Consider the following 17,683-nt stretch of genomic DNA (forward strand, 5'->3'; position numbering starts at 1 on the left):
CAGGCCGGGCTTGCGCCCGGGCCGCCGGTCCCGTGACACGCCAAGATCCGGCAGAACACGGTCGGTCAGAAGGACATAGAGTGTGGTCAGGAGAGTGTTGAGTCGGGGTTCACATACCGGGTTTAACACTCTCCGCCTCACTTTAAAAGCGTCCCCACCGTCCCAACCAATAGGAATTACTCATCTAGTGCCGGGCCCGGGCGTCGGGAACAAGGGCCTCGTCGTCGTCGGCGTCGTCGGCGGTGATCAGGATGTTGCCTTCCGAAAGGGACTCGGAGAGCACATCGTGCTCGATCGCGGTGGCGAGCGGCCTCTGCTTGACGAAGCACATCAGCACGGCGGCGGCCAACGCCAGCGGAACCATCCAGATGAAGATGGGAGTCAGCGCGTCATTGTAGGAGGAGATGATGGCCTCCTTGATCGGCGCCGGCAACTGGCTGACCACCGCGGGCGTCAGCGAGTTGGATTCCCCAGGCGTGCCGCCGCCGGTCGCTGCGGCTGGCAGACGGTCGGCGAGCAGCTCGGCCAGCCGGCTCGCGAAGAGGCTCCCGACCACGGCGGAGCCTAGTGTGGCCCCGATCTGCCGGAAGAAGTTGTTCGACGCCGTGGCGGTGCCGACTTCGCGCAGCGGGAAGGAGTTCTGCACGATGAGCACCATGATCTGCATGCTCAGGCCCAGGCCCAGGCCCATCACGGCCAGGTAGGCGCAGATTTCCCAGAGGGGTGATTCCGGCTTGAGCGTGGAAAGGAGCACGAGCGCAATGGCGACCAGCACGCCGCCGGCGATGGGCATCCACTTGTAGCGGCCGGTCCGGCTGACCAGCTGGCCGGAGACCACCGAGGCCACCAGCAGGGCGCCCATCATCGGGATCATCAGCAGCCCGGATTCGGTGGCGTTGACGCTGAAGGCCATCTGGAGGTAGGTCGGCAGGTAACCGATGGCTCCGAACATGGCCACGCCGATAAGCAGGCCGGCAATGGTCGCCAGGTTGAAGTTGAGGTCCTTGAACAGGTGCAGCGGGATGATCGGTTCAGCCGTGCGGCGCTCCACCAGGATGAAGCCAATCGCGCTGATCACCGTGCCGGCGATCAGTCCGAGGATGATGGGGTCAGTCCATTCGTACTTACTGCCGCCCCAGGTCGCGAACAGCACGAGGCAGGTCGTCGCGATCGCGAGCAGCAGCATCCCGCCCAGGTCCAGACGCGGTTTGCCGCTGTGCTTGGGCAGTTTCAGGAAGAACACGGCACCGGCCAGTGCGAGCAGGCCCAGGGGGATGTTGATCCAGAACACCCAGCGCCAGCCGGGTCCCTCGGTGAACCAGCCACCCAGCAGCGGACCGGCGACGGAGGCAATGGCGAAGACGCCGCCCATCATGCCCATGTACTTGCCTCGTTCGCGGGCCGGTACCACGTCGGCGATAACGGCCTGCGAGAGGATCATCAGACCGCCGCCGCCGAGGCCCTGGACGACGCGGGCCGTGATCAGCACGCCCATGTCGTTGGCGAGGCCGCCGATGACTGAACCGATCATGAACAGGATGATGGCGGCCATCAGCAGGGCTTTGCGGCCCATCAGGTCGCCGAGTTTGCCGTAGATCGGCATGGTGATGGTGGAGGCGAGGATGAAGGCGGTGATGACCCAGAGCATGTCGCTGACGCCGTGGAGTTCGCCCACGATGGTGGGCAGTGCCGTGCTGAGCACGGTCTGGTTCAGCGACGCCAAGAGCATAGAGAGCATCAAACCGACGAAGAGCAGCACCATGTGCTGTTTTCCTTCGGCCGGTCCCGCGGCGGGGACAGCGTGCTTGGTCATGAAATTTTCCTTAGTAAATGGTGGAGCAGTGTCAATGACGGATCGAGGGTCTTCTCGGAGATTCCCTCGGCGGGGTCGAAATCAGCTGAAGTGAGGTTGAAGCGGATGGGGACGCCGGCGATCATGACCAGCATGCGCGCGGCCTCCTCGGGTCCGAAGCCTTCGGTGCCGTCCGACCACGCGGGGTCTTGGGCCAGCAACCCGGCGACCCCCTGGGTGACGAGCCTTTCGGCCTTAACCATGTAGTCCATATGGCGGCGGCTGAGATTGGGATCCCGGGCAATAAGCACCCGGCGGCGTGCGCGGTCGGTGCCGCCGATCGCCGTCCAGGCAACGGTCATCAGCAGCCGCGAGACCTGTCCCACCAGGTCATCCGCCGTGACGGAGATGCGGGACAGCTGCGCGGCCTCCAGGACAGGCTGCCGCAGCCCCACGATGGCGTCTTCCTTCACCTCGAAATAGTTGAAGAAGGTTCGGGGGGAAACACCGGCATTGGCGGCAATGGCCTCCACTGTGGTCTGGTCAACGCCGTGCTCAAGGGCAAGGGATGCGGCCGATTCATGGAGCGCCGCCCAGGTCTCAGCCTTTTTGCGCTCGCGAAGGGGCATCGAGGCAACAGGAGTCATGGCTAAAATAATTGCACGACTGCAATGATTGCGCAAATGCAAACTTGCACTGATGCAAATCTGCGGTCCCGGCGCTACGGAGGTTCAGGCCGCCGGCACGGGCGCGCCGCGCAGCACCCGGCCGTTCCTGCCGCGCTTGGTCCGGAGACTGCCGGCAAGCCGGCAGATGACGTAGATCAGGAAGGACAGTGTGGTTACATATGGGCTGATCGGGATCCGGCCGCCAAGGGCCAGCAGGATGCCGCCGACCGTGGCTGTCATCGCGAAAACCACGCTGAGAATCACTACGAGCCTCGGTGAGGATGTCACCCGCATCGCCGCCGCCGCGGGAGTGATCAGCAGTGCCAGCACCAGCAGGGCGCCGACAATCTGGATGGAGAGCGCCACGCTGACGCCCAGCAGCAGCATGAACCCGATGGCCAGGACACGCACCGGCACACCGCGGGCCGACGCGACGTCGGGATCCACGCTGGCAAAGGTCAGCGGACGCCAGATGGCCACCAGGGCAAGCATCACGACGACGGCGGCGACCGCCAGCACCTGGAGCTGGACAGTTCCGACGGAAACGATCTGCCCGGTGAGCAGCCCGAACTTGTTGGCCGCACGCCCCTCGTACAGGGAGAGGAAAAGGATGCCCAGACCCAGGCCGAAGGGCATGATGACGCCGATGATCGAATTCTTGTCCCGCGCGCGGACCCCCATCAGGCCCAGCACCAGCGCCGCCAGCACGGATCCGACCAGCGAGCCGAAGATGATGTCCGCCCCGATCAGGAGGGCAAAGGCCGCGCCGGCAAACGAGAGTTCGGAGATCCCGTGCACGGCAAAGGCCAGGTCCCGCTTCATCACGAAGGTTCCCATCAGCCCACCGAGCAGCCCGAGGACAGCGCCCGCCCAGAGCGAATTCTGGACCAGCACGAGCAGTTCGCCGTAGTTGTCGAAGTTGAAGATTGAGTTGAGCAGGCTCTCCAGGTCCATCTAGCCCACCTCCCCCGCCACCACGTGGGCGTCCTCGTGGTGGTGCGTGGCGGCGTCGGGCAGTCCGACGACGATGAGCCGTCCGTTCGCATGGATCACTTCGACGTGGCTGTCGTAGAGATCGGACAGGACCTCGGTGGTCATGACTTCCCCCGGCGTTCCCACGCGGAAGCGTCCGCCAGCCAGGTAGAGCACCCGGTCCACGTAGTCCATGATCGGGTTGATCTCGTGCGTCACGAACACCACGGCACTGTCCTGGTCGCGGCACTGCTTGTTGATCAGCGCACTGACGGCCTGCTGGTGATGGAGGTCCAGGGACAGCAGGGGTTCATCGCAGAGCAACACCTTCGGGTCGGCGGCCAGCGCCTGCGCCACCCGCAACCGCTGCTGTTCGCCGCCGGAGAGCTGGCCCACGGGAACTTTCGCGTAGTCGGCGGCCCCTACCAGGTCGAGGAGCTCATCGATTCGGCGGTTAACTTTGGCGCCGCCGAGCCGGATCCCCCAGCGGTGGCCGTCGACGCCGAGACCGACGAGGTCGCGGGCGCGCAGCGGGGTATCCGGGTCGAAGGACTTCTGCTGCGGGACATAGCCGATCGCCGGGTTGCCCCGCGCCACGGGACGGTCGGCCAGGGTGGCGGAGCCGGAACTCAGCTCCTGCAGGCCGAGCAGGACTTTGAGGAACGTGGTTTTGCCACTGCCGTTGGGGCCGAGGACGGCAAAGAATTCACCCGGGTTGATCTCCAGATCCAGGCCTTCCCACAGGGTTCGCTCGCCGAACGACAGGGAGGCTCCGCGGAGGCTCACTACGGGTGTCAACTTGGATTTCCTCTAATTCTGCGTTCTGGGCGAGCCCTCGGCTCGAGCTCCCAGCCTGCGCTGCCGGGCTGGGTTGACTGCTGGGTGGTCAGCTAATCCTAGGCCAGGGCCTTGGAGATGTGGTCAACATTCTCCGTCATCCACTGGATGTAGGACAGTCCGTCCGGCAGGGTCTCACTGAAGTCCACCACCGGCACGCCGGCGGCCGCTGCGGCCTCCCTGACGGCCTGGGTCTGCGGGCCTTCGGTCTGCTGGTTGTAGGCCAGCAGCCTGATGCTGGCCGAGCCCATAAGATCAGTGGCCGCCTTGAGCACGGCGGGCGGCACATCGCTGTCGTTTTCGATCGCGGCCGTGTACTCGGCCGGGGTCCGGTTTTCCAGCCCTGCGGCCTCGAGCAGGTAGAGCGGGACCGGTTCCGTGACGGCGACGGGCACCCCGCCGGCGGACGTCTTGATCGCCGCGAGCCTGGTCTCGAGGCCGCCGAGCGAATCCTTGAAGGCTGCGGCGTTGCCGCGGAAGCTCTCGGCCGAGGACGGTTCGAGTTCGGCGAGCTTGGCCGCGACGGCGTCCGCGAGACGGGCCATGGCAGGCAGGCTGTACCAGACGTGCTCGTTGAAGCCGGCAGGGCTGTCCGTATGCCCGTCGGCATCCGTGATTGCGGACGGCCCTGCAGTCTCTTCCGGAGCCAGGCCGGAGAGTTCCGCGGCATTCAGGACGTTGGAGTGATCCAGCCCGGTGTCTTCCGCGAGCTTGTGGAGGAAGTCGTCATAGCCACCGCCGTTTTCCAGCACCAGCTCGGCTTTAGAGACCGCGAGCTTGTCCTGCGTGGTCGCCTCATAGGAGTGCGGGTCCTGGCTGGTGCGCGTGATGATGGAATTGACCCGCACCTTGTCGCCGCCGATGGTACCGACGATGTCGCCGTACACGCTGGTGGACGCGACGATGTCGACGATTCCGTCGCCGCTGCCCCCCTGGGGGGTTCCCGACGTGGGGGCGCACGCCGTCAACAGCACGGCCAGGCCGGCGAAGGCGGCAACGAAGGCACGGGGGGCGGGACGGCGCACGGAAAACCTCGGATCTGTTATTGAGAATCAGCAGCAATAGCAACTGCGTCGAGTGTATCCCTAAATAGGAATGATTCCTATTTAGGGATACGGCTCAAGCTACTGCTGGTCCTGCCCGAGCCTCCGGTAGCCGGTGGCCTGGGTGGCATCCCGGATCTCCCCGACGAGTTCCTCGATGACATCCTCGAGGAACAGCACGCCCTGGGTGAGGCCGTCAGGGCCGATGACGCGGGCCAGGTGCGAGCCGGTCCGCTGCATCACGGACATGGCTTTCTCGATCTCGTCGTCCATGGCCAGGTTCGCCAGCGACCGGATGTGGCTTTCCGCGATCGGCTGCTGGTAGGCCTCGTCGGGGATGGACAGCACATCCTTGATGTGGAGGTAGCCGGAGAGCATCCCGTCCTCGTCCAGCATCGGGAAGCGCGAGAAGCCGGTGCGGCTCACGGCCTTTTCGAATTCCACCGGCGTGGTGGCCGGCTTCAGCATCACCAGCTTGTCCAGCGGGACCATGACGCGGGACGCGGTATGTTCCGAGAACTCCAGCGCACCCGTGATCAGGCCGGCATCGTCATCCACGAGGCCGTGGCGGGTCGATTCCTGCACGATCGACTGAACTTCCTCCAGCGTGAAGGAGGACGTGACCTCGTCCTTTGGCTCGATACGCATCAGTTTCAGAATGTGGTTCGCCGACCAGTTGAGGGAAACGATCACCGGCTTCACCGCACGGGCGATGAACATCAGGGGCGGCGCCAGCAGCAGGGCTGCCTTGTCCGCGACAGACACCGAGATGTTTTTCGGGACCATCTCGCCGATGGTGACGTGCAGGAAGGTGACCAGCAGCAGGGCGACGGCGAACGCCGCCACGTCGGCGATTTCCACCGGAATGCCGACCGCTTCCAGCGGCACGACCATCAGATGATGGATCGCCGGTTCCGCGACCTGCAGGATCAACAGTGAACAGACGGTGATGCCCAGCTGCGCGCAGGCCAGCATCAGGGAGACGTTTTCCATGGCGCGCAGTGTGGTTTGCGCCCGTTTGGAGCCGGCCTCAGCCAGGGGTTCGATCTGGCTGCGTCGCGCGGACATGACCGCGAACTCGCCAGCCACGAAGAAGGCGTTGCCCAGCAGCAGGACGACCAGCCAGAGAATTCCCGCCCAGTCGCTCATTCGGCACCCACCTCGGTCGTGGAGTGGTTCCCCTGGTGGGCATGGCCGGGCTTGAAGCAGATCCGGTCGATCCGGCGCGCGTCCATCCTGGTGACGCTCAGGGTCCCGCCGCCGACATCGACAGTGTCACCCACGGAGGCAATCCGGCCCAGCTTGCTCATGACGTAGCCTCCTACCGTTTCGTAGGCAGATTCGTCGGGAACGGTCAGGCCCGGGATCTGTTCGGAGAGTTCATCGGGGCGCAGCAGACCCGGGAAGTACCAGTCCCCAGAGGCGCTCTGCAGCAGCCCCGGCCGGACCTTGTCGTGTTCATCGGCCACTTCTCCAACGATCTCCTCGACAAGATCTTCGAGGGTGGCGATGCCGGCAGTGCCCCCGTACTCGTCCAGGACCACGGCCAGCTGCAGATTGCCTTCGCGCAGTTCCGCCAACAGGGCGTCCAGGTGGATGGTTTCCGGGACGCGGAGCACGTCGGTCATGATGGCTCCCGCCTCCAGATTGGCCCGCCGGCCCGAGGGAACGGCGATGGCTTTCTTGATGTGCACCACGCCGCGGATGTCGTCCGAGGATTCCCCGATGACCGGGAACCGCGAATAACCGGTGCGGCGCGCCGCCTCCACGATGTCGGACACCGGCTGGTCGCCGTCGATGGTTTCGACCCGGATGCGGGGCGTCATGACGTCCGCCGCGGTCCGGCCGGAGAACTTGAGCGTCCGGGCGATGAAGTTGGCGGTTCCGGCGTCCAGCGTTCCCATCGCCGCCGAGCGGCGCACGAGGGAAGCCAGCTCGGCCGGAGTCCGGGCACCGGAAATTTCTTCCTTGGCCTCCAGCCCGAAGATATTGAGCACTTTGTTGGAGAAGCCGTTAAGCACCACGATGGCGGGCTTGAAGATGGCCGTGAAAACCAGCTGCGGACCGGCCAGGGCCTTGCCGACCTGAAACGACAGCGCAATGGCCATATTCTTCGGAACCAGTTCGCCGATCAGCATCGACAGCAGGGTCGCGAAGGCCATCGCCAGGATCAGCGATACCGAGGCCACGGCGGGTTCGGGCAGCCCCAGGGCGCCCAGCGGGGCCTCGAGCAGCTTGCCGACCGACGGCTCCATGACATAGCCGGTCAGCAGGGTGGTGATGGTGATGCCCAGCTGGCAGCTGGAAAGCTGCGTGGACAGGGACTTGAGGCATTTAAGCAGGGGCGCGGCGGCGGTGTCGCCGTCATCCACGGCCCGCTGGACCGTGGCCTGGTCCAGTGCGACGAGCGAAAATTCGACGGCTACGAAAAAGCCGGTTCCCAGAATGAGCAGCAGTCCTGCTCCGAGAAGAAGCCACTCCATTTAGCGGCCTTCTTCCGGCGCAGCGGCGTGGCGCGGAGTGCCGCTGGCGGAGAAGCGAGGGTTGGGGTGCTGGAGCAATCGGTCCGGCGGAGGATGGTCGGCCGCGGCCGACCCTGTTTCCTGAAAGGCTCCGGACTGGTGGGTCGCCGGAGAATGATGGGCACGTGAACGGGGTTTGCCGGCTCTTCGGGTGGACTGCTCGGTAACGGTTTCCGTTCCCCGCTGACAGCCCCCAGGCCGGCACCTAGATTTACTGTCCATAAGAAGTTCAGTCTACAGGAGCAGCTGGCGCCGGCCGCCGTCAGGTGACGCCCGACGGCGGCAGCGTCCGCTGCAGCTCACCAGCTCTGCGGGACCGGGCGGCCTTCCTCGTAGCCGGCCGCGGACTGGATTCCGGCCACGGCGCGTTCCCGGAACGCCGCAAGGTCGGCAGCGCCGGCGTAGCTCATGGAACTGCGGAGCCCGGCGGTGACCATGTCCAGCAGATCCTCGACGCCGGGCCGCGCCGGGTCGATGTACATCCGTGAGGTGGAGATGCCTTCCTCGAAGAGGGCCTTGCGGTCCTTTTCGAAGGCGCCCTCGCGCTGGTTGCGGTTCTGCACGGCCCGGGCTGACGCCATGCCGAAGCTTTCCTTGAACTGGCGCCCGCCGGCGTCCTGCTGCAGGTCCCCGGGGCTCTCGTGCGTGCCGGCGAACCAGGATCCGATCATCACCTGGCTGGCGCCGGCAGCCAGGGCGAGCGCCACGTCGCGGGGGTAGCGGACGCCGCCGTCGGCCCAGACGCGCCCGCCGGCGGCCCGTGCGGCCGCCGAGCACTCCAGCACGGCGGAGAACTGCGGCCTGCCCACGGCCGTCATCATGCGTGTGGTGCACATGGCCCCTGGACCAACACCGACCTTGACGATGTCCGCGCCGGCCTGGATAAGCTCGCGGGTCGCGTCGGCCGTCACGACGTTGCCGGCCACCACGGGCACGCCGGGGTTGAGGCCCTTCACGGCCGCCAGGGCGTCAAACATCTTCTGCTGGTGGCCGTGCGCGGTGTCCAGGACCAGCACGTTGACCCCGGCGGCGAGGAGTTCCGCGGCCCGGCCGGCGACATCGCCGTTGATCCCGACGGCGGCAGCCACCTTCAGCCGGCCGGAGGTGTCCAGGGAGGGCCGGTACAGCGTGGAGCGCAGGGCCCCCTTCCGGGTGAGGACTCCGGCCAGCACGCCGTCCCGCTGCACCGGCGCGAAGTCGGTGCCGGCAGCGTCCATAGCGTCGAAGGCGCGGCGCAGGCCGGACCCGTTTCCGGCATCGGAACCGTTTGCAGGACCGGCACCGGCGTCGGCGGCGGCGGTGTTGTCCAGCAGGGCCGCGTCCACAACCAGCGGCTGGTGCCGCATCACCGAGGCGAGCGAGGCGAAACGGTCCTGGCCCTCACAGTCCGCGGCCCGGACAATGCCGGTTACGGCACCCGAGTCGTCCACGACCATGATCGCCCCGTGCGGACGTTTGCCCATCAGGTGCAGGGCATCAATAACGGTGTCCGCCGGCGTGAGCGTGACCGGGGTTTCCAGAACGGGGTCGCGGGTCTTGATCCAGGCCGTCACGTCGCGGATTACGTCGAGCGGCACGTCCTGCGGCAGTACCGCCAGCCCGCCACGCCGGGCCATGGTCTCGGCCATCCGTTTGCCAGTCACGGCCGTCATGTTGGCCGCCACCAGGGGAATCGTGGAGCCTGTCCCGTCGTCCGCGGCCAGGTCCACGTCCAGGCGGGACGTGACGTCGGATCGGGACGGTACAAGGAAGAGGTCCGAGTAGGTCAGGTCGGTGGTGGGCTCCGTCAGGAAACGCACGGCTGCTCCTTAAATAGGCATTCCGGTGCTAAGGGGTTCTCAGTTGCGAGTCTAGCGAGGGTTCCCGGAGGCCGGGGGTACCTGCACGACCGTCGCCCGCTCCGTTACCCTGCCCGCGCCCTCCTGCTTCGCTGCCCTCGCGGGCTCCCCTCCGGACGGCTTCCGGACGGCTTTGGGAGGGCTTTGGGAGGGCTTTGGGAGGGCTTGTGGACAGCTTTGGGACGGGCTTGTCGGCGGGCTTGAGGACGTCCGGATGGTGTGTCATGTCGGAGCTTTGAGCTGACTTGATGATTTGAGTCACCCTTATTGGCAGTTTGGCAAGAATCGTCACTAGACTGGCAGGGGTCTGGGTTCACTGGACGCGGAGACTGGTTCAATCGTCGTGCTAAGGCACCGTGAAACCAGTGGGAATCAAACTCATGGAAGAGGCGTAATTCAAGTGCCAGAGCAGCCTAGCCACCGTCTACCAGAGGAATTTGGCGGAAACGAGTGGCTCGTTGACGAACTGTACGAGCGTTATCAGCAGGACAAGAACACGGTGGACGCCAAGTGGTGGCCTCTGTTCGAGTCCTTCGACGCCGGGGACAGTTCCGCCACCAACGGAGCCTCAGGCGCAGCGACAGTTGCGCACCCCGCCACCCGCGAAATTCCCGTTGTAGCTCCGGCTGCCGCGTCGGCAGCGCAGCCGGCCGCGCCCGCCCCGGCTGCCGCCCCTGTTGCTCCGGCCGCTGCCCCCGCCGCGAAGAAAGCCCCGGCCACCGTTGCCCGCGACGGCTCCAAGGCCAAGGAAGCCGGCCCCGGCACCCAGCCGATCCCGGCCCAGCTGCCCAAGAACATCAAGGCCCCGACCGCCCCCGAGGAAGACATCGTCTCGGTCCTCCGCGGCCCGGCCAAGGCCATCGCCACCAACATGATCACCAGCCTGGAGGTCCCGACCGCCACCAGCGTTCGGGCGATCCCGGCCAAGCTGCTGATCGACAACCGCGTGGTCATCAACTCCAACCTTGCCCGCGCCCGGGGCGGCAAGGTGTCCTTCACGCACCTGATCGGCTACGCCGTCATCCGCGCCCTGGCCCAGTTCCCCTCGATGAATGTCTACTACGACCTGATCGACGGCAAGCCCGTCGCCGTCCAGCCGGCGCACGTGAATTTCGGCATCGCCATTGACATGCCGAAGCCCGACGGCAGCCGCCTGCTGATGGTGCCGAACATCAAGAAGGCGGAGACCCTTGACTTCTCCGAGTTCTGGCACACCTACGAGGACCTGATCAAGCGGGCCCGCGCCGGCAAGCTGACCGCTGACGACCACTCCGGCACGACGGTGTCGCTGACCAACCCCGGCGGCATCGGAACCGTGCACTCGGTACCGCGCCTGTCCAAGGGCCAGGCCGCCATCATCGGCGTCGGCGCACTGGACTACCCCGCGGAATTCCAGGGTGCCAGCCCGAAGATCATCGCGCAGAACGCCATCAGCAAGGTCCTCACGCTGACCTCCACCTATGACCACCGCGTCATCCAGGGTGCCGGCAGCGGCGAGTTCCTGAAGCTCGTGCACCAGCTCCTGCTCGGCGCGCAGAACTTCTACGACGACATTTTCGAGTCGCTGCGCATCCCGTACGAGCCCGTGCGCTGGAGCCCGGACCTGCAGGTGGACCCGGCCGACGAAATCAACAAGGTTGCCCGGATCCAGCAGCTCATCCACGCGTACCGCGTCCGCGGCCACCTCATGGCGGACACCGATCCGCTGGAATACGTCCAGCGGAAGCACCCGGACCTCGACGTCCTGACCTACGGCCTCACGCTGTGGGACCTGGACCGCGAGTGGCCCACCGGTGGTTTCGGCGGCAAGCCGATGCTCGCCTTCCGCGACATCCTCGGTGTGCTCCGCGATGCCTACTGCCGCACTACGGGCATCGAATACATGCACATCCAGGACCCGGCCGAGCGTAAATGGTTCCAGGACCAGATCGAGCACCCGTACTCCAAGCCGAGCCGTGACGAGCAGCTGCGCATCGTCTCCAAGCTCAACGCGGCCGAGGCCTTCGAGACGTTCCTGCAGACGAAGTTCGTTGGCCAGAAGCGCTTCTCGCTCGAGGGCGGCGAGTCCCTGATTCCGCTGCTGGACGCCATCATCTCCGACGCCGCCGACGACGAACTCGACGAAGTGGCGATCGGCATGGCCCACCGCGGCCGGCTCAACGTGCTCACGAACATCGCCGGAAAGACCTACGCCCAGGTCTTCCGCGAATTTGAAGGCACCCAGGACCCGCGCTCCGTGCAGGGCTCCGGTGACGTGAAGTACCACCTCGGCACCGAGGGGACCTTCACCTCGGACAACGGCAAGGAGACCAAGGTCTACCTCGCCGCCAACCCGTCGCACCTCGAGGCTGTGGACTCCGTCCTTGAAGGCATCGTCCGCGCCAAGCAGGACCGCCTCGACCAGGGCGAGGCTTTCCCCGTGCTGCCGATCATGGTGCACGGCGACGCCGCCTTCGCAGGCCAGGGTGTCGTGGCGGAAACGCTCAACCTCTCCCAGCTGCGCGGCTACCGCACCGGCGGCACCATCCACATCGTGGTCAACAACCAGGTCGGCTTCACCACCGCCCCGTCCTCGTCACGTTCGTCCACCTACTCCACGGACGTCGCCAAGATGATCCAGGCGCCGGTGTTCCACGTGAACGGCGACGACCCGGAAGCAGTGGTCCGCATCGGCCAGCTCGCCTACGAGTTCCGCCAGCGGTTCCACAAGGACGTAGTCATCGACATGGTCTGCTACCGCCGCCGCGGGCACAACGAGGGTGATGACCCCTCGATGACCCAGCCGCTGATGTACAACCTGATCGAAGCCAAGCGTTCGGTCCGCAAGCTGTACACCGAGTCCCTGATCGGCCGCGGCGACATCACCGAGGAGGAAGCCGAGCAGCTGCTGCGCGACTACCAGGAACGGCTGGAGCGCGTCTTCGCCGAAACCCATGCCGCGCAGACCTCCCCGATTCCGATCATCACGGCGGATTCCGCCGCGGTGTCAGACTTGGAGCGCCCGATGGCCCAGCAGTCCGACTCCGGCACCAGCACCCCGGCGTCCACGGCGATTTCCGCCGAGACGCTGGCCCGCATCGGCAAGGCCCACGTCGACATCCCAGAGGGCTTCACGGTCCACGCCAAGCTCAAGCAGTTGCTGGAGAAGCGTGAGGTGATGTCCCGTGAAGGCGGCATCGACTGGGGCTTCGGCGAACTCGCCGCCTTCGGTTCGCTCATCATGGAGGGGGTTCCCGTCCGGCTCGCCGGCCAGGATTCACGCCGCGGCACCTTCGTGCAGCGTCACGCCGTCTTCCACGACCGCGCGAACGGCAATGAATGGCTGCCCCTGGCGCACCTCTCCGATGACCAGGCCAAGCTGTGGATCTATGACTCGCTGCTCTCGGAATACGCGGCCATGGGCTTCGAATACGGCTACTCGGTGGAACGCCCGGATGCCCTGGTGCTCTGGGAAGCGCAGTTCGGCGACTTCGTCAACGGCGCGCAGACCATCATCGACGAGTTCATCTCCTCGGCCGAGCAGAAGTGGGGCCAGCGGTCCTCGCTCGTGCTGATGCTTCCGCACGGCTACGAGGGCCAGGGACCGGATCACTCGTCCGCCCGGATCGAGCGCTTCCTGCAGATGTGCGCCGAAGAAAACATGATCGTGGCCAACCCCACGACGTCGGCTTCGCACTTCCACCTGCTGCGCCGCCAGGCCTACAGCCGGCCGCGCAAGCCGCTCATCATCTTCACGCCGAAGCAGCTGCTCCGCCTCAAGGCCGCAGCCTCGTCGGTGGAGGACTTCACCACCGGCACGTTCCTGCCGGTGATCCCGGACCACGAGCAGCTCCAGGGCGACGCCGTCGAGCGTGTCCTGCTGGTCTCCGGCCGCCTCTACTACGATCTGCTGTCCACCCGGCAGAAGACCGGCGACAAGACCACGGCGATCGTCCGGGTCGAGCAGCTTTACCCGCTGCCCGCTGCCGAGATTGCCGCTGAGCTTGCTAAGTACCCGAACGCCGAGGTTATCTGGGCGCAGGACGAGCCCGCCAACCAGGGTCCGTGGCCGTTTATCGGCCTGAACCTTCCGGATGCGCTGGACCGCCGGGTCCGCCTCGTTTCCCGCCCGGCGTCGGCGTCCACCGCCGCAGGATCGATGAAGCGCCACGCGGCCGAGCAGGACGCGTTGCTCAAGCAGGCATTCGCACGTAAGTAAGGTCAGCGCTGCCCGGCCGGAGATTGAAAATGCAACTCCGGCCGGGCAGCTTTGTTTAACCTTTAATGCACGCTCTGGAATGAAGAGGTAGTCGTGGAAGATCGAAAACTGCGGATCGCAGCCGTGGGCGATGAACTGCTGGCCGGCCTGGGTGATCCCCGCGCGCTCGGCTGGCTGGGGCGGGTGCTGGCGCGGACACCGCAGGACGGCCTTACCCTGGAGTGCTATTCCCTGCCGTGCCCACAGGAAGGCACGGAAGGGCTGGCTGCCCGCTGGCTTGAGGAGTCGGGCCGGCGCTTCAACGCCCATCACGAGAACCGCCTGGTGATCGGGCTCTCCGGCCGCGACGTCGAGTTCGGGCTCTCCACGGCCCGCAGCCGGCTCAACCTGGCCAACATCCTCGACTCCGCCTCGCAGAACAAAATCGAGGTATTTGTGGTCGGGCCGCCGCCCACCCTGGATCCGGCCCAGAACCGCAGGCTCGGTGAGCTGAACACAGCCTTCGCCGACGTCACGACCCGGCGCAAGCACCTCTACGTCGACACGTTCTCGCCGCTGCTGAACCATGAGCAATGGCGCCAGGACCTCGCAGCCAACGGCGGGACCCCCGGCCAGGCAGGCTACGGACTGATGGCCTGGCTGGTGCTGCACCGCGGCTGGTTCCAGTGGCTAAAGATTGACGCCCCGGAGTAGGCCACGCCCCGCCGGGGAAAACCGCGATATAGCTTGACCGCGCCGGGGCCGCGATATAGCGTGAATGCATAGTCACGATATATCGTAACTGTGCGTCTGAAGAATCGCCTTCCCGGAGGAACCATGACAGAGAATAACTGGACCGTCACCGGTCCCCAGACCATCGACGTCGACGGCGTCACCTCGCTCAAGCTCGGCATCGTCCGGGGACGGTTCGACATTGTCGCGCACGATGAGTCCGTCGCCCGGATCGAAGTCTCCGAGGTTCACGGCGACCCTCTCGCGATCAGTCTGGTCAACGGCCGCCTGGAGGTACGGCACCAGCTGCATGGACCGCAGGGCTGGTTCAAGAACCTGATGGACACCGTCAACAACAGCAGCAGCAACTCGGTGGTCATCAGCATCGCCCTGCCGGCCGGCGTCGACGTCGAAGCTGGAACCGTCAGCGGCGACGGCATGGTGTCCGGCATCGGCGGGCACACCCGGCTCAATACCGTCTCCGGCTCCGTCCTGGCCGACGGCACGTCCGGGAATCTGTCGGTCAACACCGTCAGCGGCGAGGTCATCGCCCGCAACCACCACGGAGTGCTCACGGCCAAGAGCGTCTCGGGCGAAGTCACCGCCTCCGGCGACTTCAGCAACATCCGGGCCAACACCGTCAGCGGGGACCTCAGCTTCGACCTGCACGGCTTCACCAATGACTTCGGGGCCAATTCAGTGTCGGGCGACGTCACCATCCGGCTCCCGCACGACGTCGGCGTGGACATCATCGCCAAGTCCGCCAGCGGCGCCGTCGTCATCGACGACCAGCGGTACAGCCAGCCCGGCGGCGCTGTGCAAACCATTGCCGGACCCGATGCCCAGCTGATGCTGGTCCGGACCAACTCCGTGTCGGGGAAGACATCGATCTTCCACGGCCAGCCGGGCCCGGACTCCGGCAAGGGGCTCTGATGCCTCCGGTCTTCGCCCACGGGGCGCTGCGGCTCTATCTGCTCGCACTGCTGGAGTCGGGTCCGAAGCACGGCTATGAACTCATCAAGGCGCTCAGCGAACGCTTTGGCGGCACCTACTCCCCCAGCGCCGGCACCATCTATCCCCGGCTTGGCAAGCTCGAGGAGGAAGGGCTCGTCGCCACCCATACCGAGGGCCGCCGGACCTACTACAGCATCACCCCCGCGGGGCTGGTGGAACTGAACAACCGGCGGGACGAGCTTGCCGGCGTCGAGAACGACATCTCCGCCTCTGTCCGGCGGCTCGCGGACAACCTGCGGCAGGACATCAGGGTCAATATGCGCGGCCTGCGTGCCGACCTGGCCGCAACGGCGGAGGCCGCACGTTCCTCGGCCCGGGCAGCCGGCTCCACGGTCGCCTCGCTGGCGGGGCAGCGTTACTCGCAGGAAAGCGACGGCCGGCTTCGGGAGGCGGAGATGCTGGTGCAGGCCTTCCGCGACGACATCCGGGTGGAACTGCGCCGCCACGGCGGCCGGCATCCGATCACTCCGGTCACGCTGGAAACGGTCAAAACGGTGCTTCACCAGGCCCGGATCTCCATCCGGAATTCGCTGGAATAGAACAACAGGGCGCACCCGCACCGCCGGTTCGCGGCGGGTGCCCCGATGTGGGAGACTTGAGGGCAGCTCTTTTGAGTACCAAAAATTAAGGAGGCCAGCTATGAGCAAACGTGCACGCAAACGTCGTGACCGTAAGCGTGGCGGCGCGAACCACGGCAAGCGCCCCAACGCCTAAGCAAAGCTGAATGACAGCTTGAAACAAATGACCCCGGAAACCATATGGTTTCCGGGGTCATTTGTCTTGGCATCCAGGGTGGAAGGACGGATGGCAGGTCCCGACGGGTCAGGCCTCCACCGGGTTGTTGGAGTGGATCCGGTCCAGGATTGAATTCTTGAGGTTCTCCGGGGCGGCCTCGGTGCAGGATCGCTTTACCATGACGCGGATGACACATTCGAGGTCGTACTGCTCAAAGCATTCCGGGCACCCGTCCAGGTGGTCCTTGATCTCAGCGATGTCATCATGGGTGAGGGCACCATCCAGATACTCGTAGATCCGTTGCATCCGGGCGTCGTCGCAGTCGCCCAGTCCCTGGCAGTCGCTCATTTCCTGTTCTCCTGTTTGTTGCTTCCGGCCGGTGCGGTGGCACCCGCGCCCTTAAATCCCCGCCCGGCGGCGTAGTCGGCGAGCATGTCCCGCAGCATCTTCCGGCCCCGGTGCAGGCGGGACATCACGGTCCCGATCGGCGTGTTCATGATCTCTGAAATTTCCTTGTACGCGAAGCCCTCGACGTCCGCGAAGTACACCGCCAGCCGGAACTCCTCCGGAATCGCCTGCAGGGCGCGCTTCACGTCGGAATCCGGCAGGTGGTCCAGCGCCTCAGCCTCGGCGGAACGGAGGCCAGAGGAGGTGTGCGACTCTGCCCGGGCGAGCTGCCAGTCCTCGATCGTGTCCGAGTTCGACTGCAACGGCTCGCGCTGCCGCTTGCGGTAGAGGTTGATGTACGTGTTGGTCAGGATGCGGTACAGCCAGGCTTTCAAGTTCGTGCCCGGTTTGTACTGGTGGAACGCGGAGAACGCCTTGGTGTACGCCTCCTGGACGAGGTCCTCGGCATCAGCGGGATTCCGGGCCATCCGCATGGCTGCGGAATACAGCTGGTCCACATACTGCATGGCATCGCGTTCGAACCGGACCCGGCGCTGCTCCGTGGTTTCGGTGGCAACGTCCAGGGCCTGTCCGTCCACGATCGTCTCCCGGGCAGCGGGATCCAGCTCGGCGCCTGCTTCCGGGGCAGGTTCTGACAATGCGCCGGCGGGGCCGGCGGCAGGTGACTTAGCGGGCGTGGCGCCGTTTCCGGTCCCCTCGCGCATGGCCGCAACGGCCGGGTCCAAAGTGCTCATTGCCTTCAAGTCTACTGTCACCGTCCGGCGGGCGTCCGCCGTTGCCGGCACCGTTTCATCCTGCAAGGCCGCGGCCCACAAGGCCCCGGAACCTGCCGGGAGCTGCCCGGCACGCATGAACGCAGTATCTTTTACGGGAATGTCCTTCACCAGAATCAAATCTCCGCCTTCCTGCACCACGCCGAGGTACCCCAGCCGTGCCGCCATGTCC

15 protein-coding genes are annotated in these 17,683 nt (G+C 65.8%); 5 read left to right on the forward strand and 10 right to left on the reverse strand.

Features of this window, described 5'->3' with window-relative positions; translation table 11 throughout:
* Positions 1-184: 184 nt before the first annotated feature.
* From AC50X9_RS16695 to AC50X9_RS16730, 8 genes are all read right to left on the reverse strand, one after another.
* A complete protein-coding gene (locus AC50X9_RS16695) occupies positions 185-1,813 on the reverse strand; it encodes an MDR family MFS transporter (protein WP_494895226.1) in 1,629 nt (542 codons plus the stop codon).
* The gene (locus AC50X9_RS16700; RefSeq protein WP_494895228.1) at positions 1,810-2,439 is read right to left on the reverse strand and encodes a TetR/AcrR family transcriptional regulator; all 630 of its coding nucleotides are present in this window, start codon (positions 2,437-2,439) and stop codon (positions 1,810-1,812) included. The genes AC50X9_RS16695 and AC50X9_RS16700 overlap by 4 nt, the downstream gene beginning before the upstream one ends.
* An 84-nt stretch (positions 2,440-2,523) precedes the next feature.
* Positions 2,524-3,414 carry a metal ABC transporter permease gene (locus AC50X9_RS16705; RefSeq protein WP_494895230.1) on the reverse strand — a complete coding sequence of 297 codons (891 nt, stop codon included), beginning with the start codon at positions 3,412-3,414 and terminating at the stop codon, positions 2,524-2,526.
* On the reverse strand, positions 3,415-4,230 hold the full coding sequence (locus AC50X9_RS16710; protein ID WP_494895232.1) for a metal ABC transporter ATP-binding protein: 816 nt from the start codon (positions 4,228-4,230) through the stop codon (positions 3,415-3,417). It lies immediately after the preceding gene.
* Positions 4,231-4,328: 98 nt separating this feature from the next.
* Positions 4,329-5,294 (reverse strand): metal ABC transporter solute-binding protein, Zn/Mn family, encoded by a 966-nt coding sequence (locus tag AC50X9_RS16715; RefSeq protein ID WP_494895234.1) that lies wholly within the window; start codon positions 5,292-5,294, stop codon positions 4,329-4,331.
* 99 nt (positions 5,295-5,393) lie between these two features.
* Positions 5,394-6,461 carry a hemolysin family protein gene (locus tag AC50X9_RS16720; RefSeq protein ID WP_494895236.1) on the reverse strand — a complete coding sequence of 356 codons (1,068 nt, stop codon included), beginning with the start codon at positions 6,459-6,461 and terminating at the stop codon, positions 5,394-5,396.
* Complete coding sequence (locus AC50X9_RS16725; protein WP_494895238.1) at positions 6,458-7,795, reverse strand: hemolysin family protein; 1,338 nt, start codon at positions 7,793-7,795, stop codon at positions 6,458-6,460. Before AC50X9_RS16725 ends, AC50X9_RS16720 begins: the two co-directional genes overlap by 4 nt.
* Positions 7,796-8,133: 338 nt before the next feature.
* On the reverse strand, positions 8,134-9,633 hold the full coding sequence (locus AC50X9_RS16730) for a GuaB1 family IMP dehydrogenase-related protein (protein ID WP_494895240.1): 1,500 nt from the start codon (positions 9,631-9,633) through the stop codon (positions 8,134-8,136).
* A 439-nt stretch (positions 9,634-10,072) separates the two neighbouring features.
* Here AC50X9_RS16730 and AC50X9_RS16735 point away from each other — a divergent pair, with 439 nt between their 5' ends.
* From AC50X9_RS16735 to AC50X9_RS16755, 5 genes are all read left to right on the forward strand, one after another.
* Positions 10,073-13,870: a multifunctional oxoglutarate decarboxylase/oxoglutarate dehydrogenase thiamine pyrophosphate-binding subunit/dihydrolipoyllysine-residue succinyltransferase subunit gene (locus AC50X9_RS16735; protein ID WP_494895242.1), complete on the forward strand. Its 3,798-nt coding sequence runs from the start codon at positions 10,073-10,075 to the stop codon at positions 13,868-13,870.
* Positions 13,871-13,963: 93 nt separating this feature from the next.
* Positions 13,964-14,563: a GDSL-type esterase/lipase family protein gene (locus AC50X9_RS16740; RefSeq protein ID WP_494895244.1), complete on the forward strand. Its 600-nt coding sequence runs from the start codon at positions 13,964-13,966 to the stop codon at positions 14,561-14,563.
* A 123-nt stretch (positions 14,564-14,686) separates the two neighbouring features.
* Positions 14,687-15,514 (forward strand): DUF4097 family beta strand repeat-containing protein, encoded by an 828-nt coding sequence (locus tag AC50X9_RS16745; RefSeq protein WP_494895246.1) that lies wholly within the window; start codon positions 14,687-14,689, stop codon positions 15,512-15,514.
* The gene (locus AC50X9_RS16750; RefSeq protein WP_494895248.1) at positions 15,514-16,134 is read left to right on the forward strand and encodes a PadR family transcriptional regulator; all 621 of its coding nucleotides are present in this window, start codon (positions 15,514-15,516) and stop codon (positions 16,132-16,134) included. The genes AC50X9_RS16745 and AC50X9_RS16750 overlap by 1 nt, the downstream gene beginning before the upstream one ends.
* A gap of 100 nt (positions 16,135-16,234) precedes the next feature.
* Positions 16,235-16,309, forward strand: coding sequence for a 50S ribosomal protein bL37 (locus AC50X9_RS16755; RefSeq protein ID WP_104061284.1), 75 nt, complete (start codon positions 16,235-16,237; stop codon positions 16,307-16,309).
* Positions 16,310-16,417: 108 nt separating this feature from the next.
* On the opposite strand, the gene rsrA is transcribed toward AC50X9_RS16755, so the two are convergent.
* Both rsrA and AC50X9_RS16765 read right to left on the reverse strand, forming a co-directional pair.
* Positions 16,418-16,678, reverse strand: a complete 261-nt coding sequence (gene rsrA / locus AC50X9_RS16760) for a mycothiol system anti-sigma-R factor (RefSeq protein WP_069952272.1) — start codon at positions 16,676-16,678, stop codon at positions 16,418-16,420.
* On the reverse strand, positions 16,675-17,472 hold the full coding sequence (locus tag AC50X9_RS16765) for a sigma-70 family RNA polymerase sigma factor (RefSeq protein ID WP_494895256.1): 798 nt from the start codon (positions 17,470-17,472) through the stop codon (positions 16,675-16,677). Before AC50X9_RS16765 ends, rsrA begins: the two co-directional genes overlap by 4 nt.
* Between the last annotated feature and the right edge of the window lie 211 nt (positions 17,473-17,683).

It is taken from the genome of Pseudarthrobacter sp. HLT1-3 (assembly GCF_059383535.1).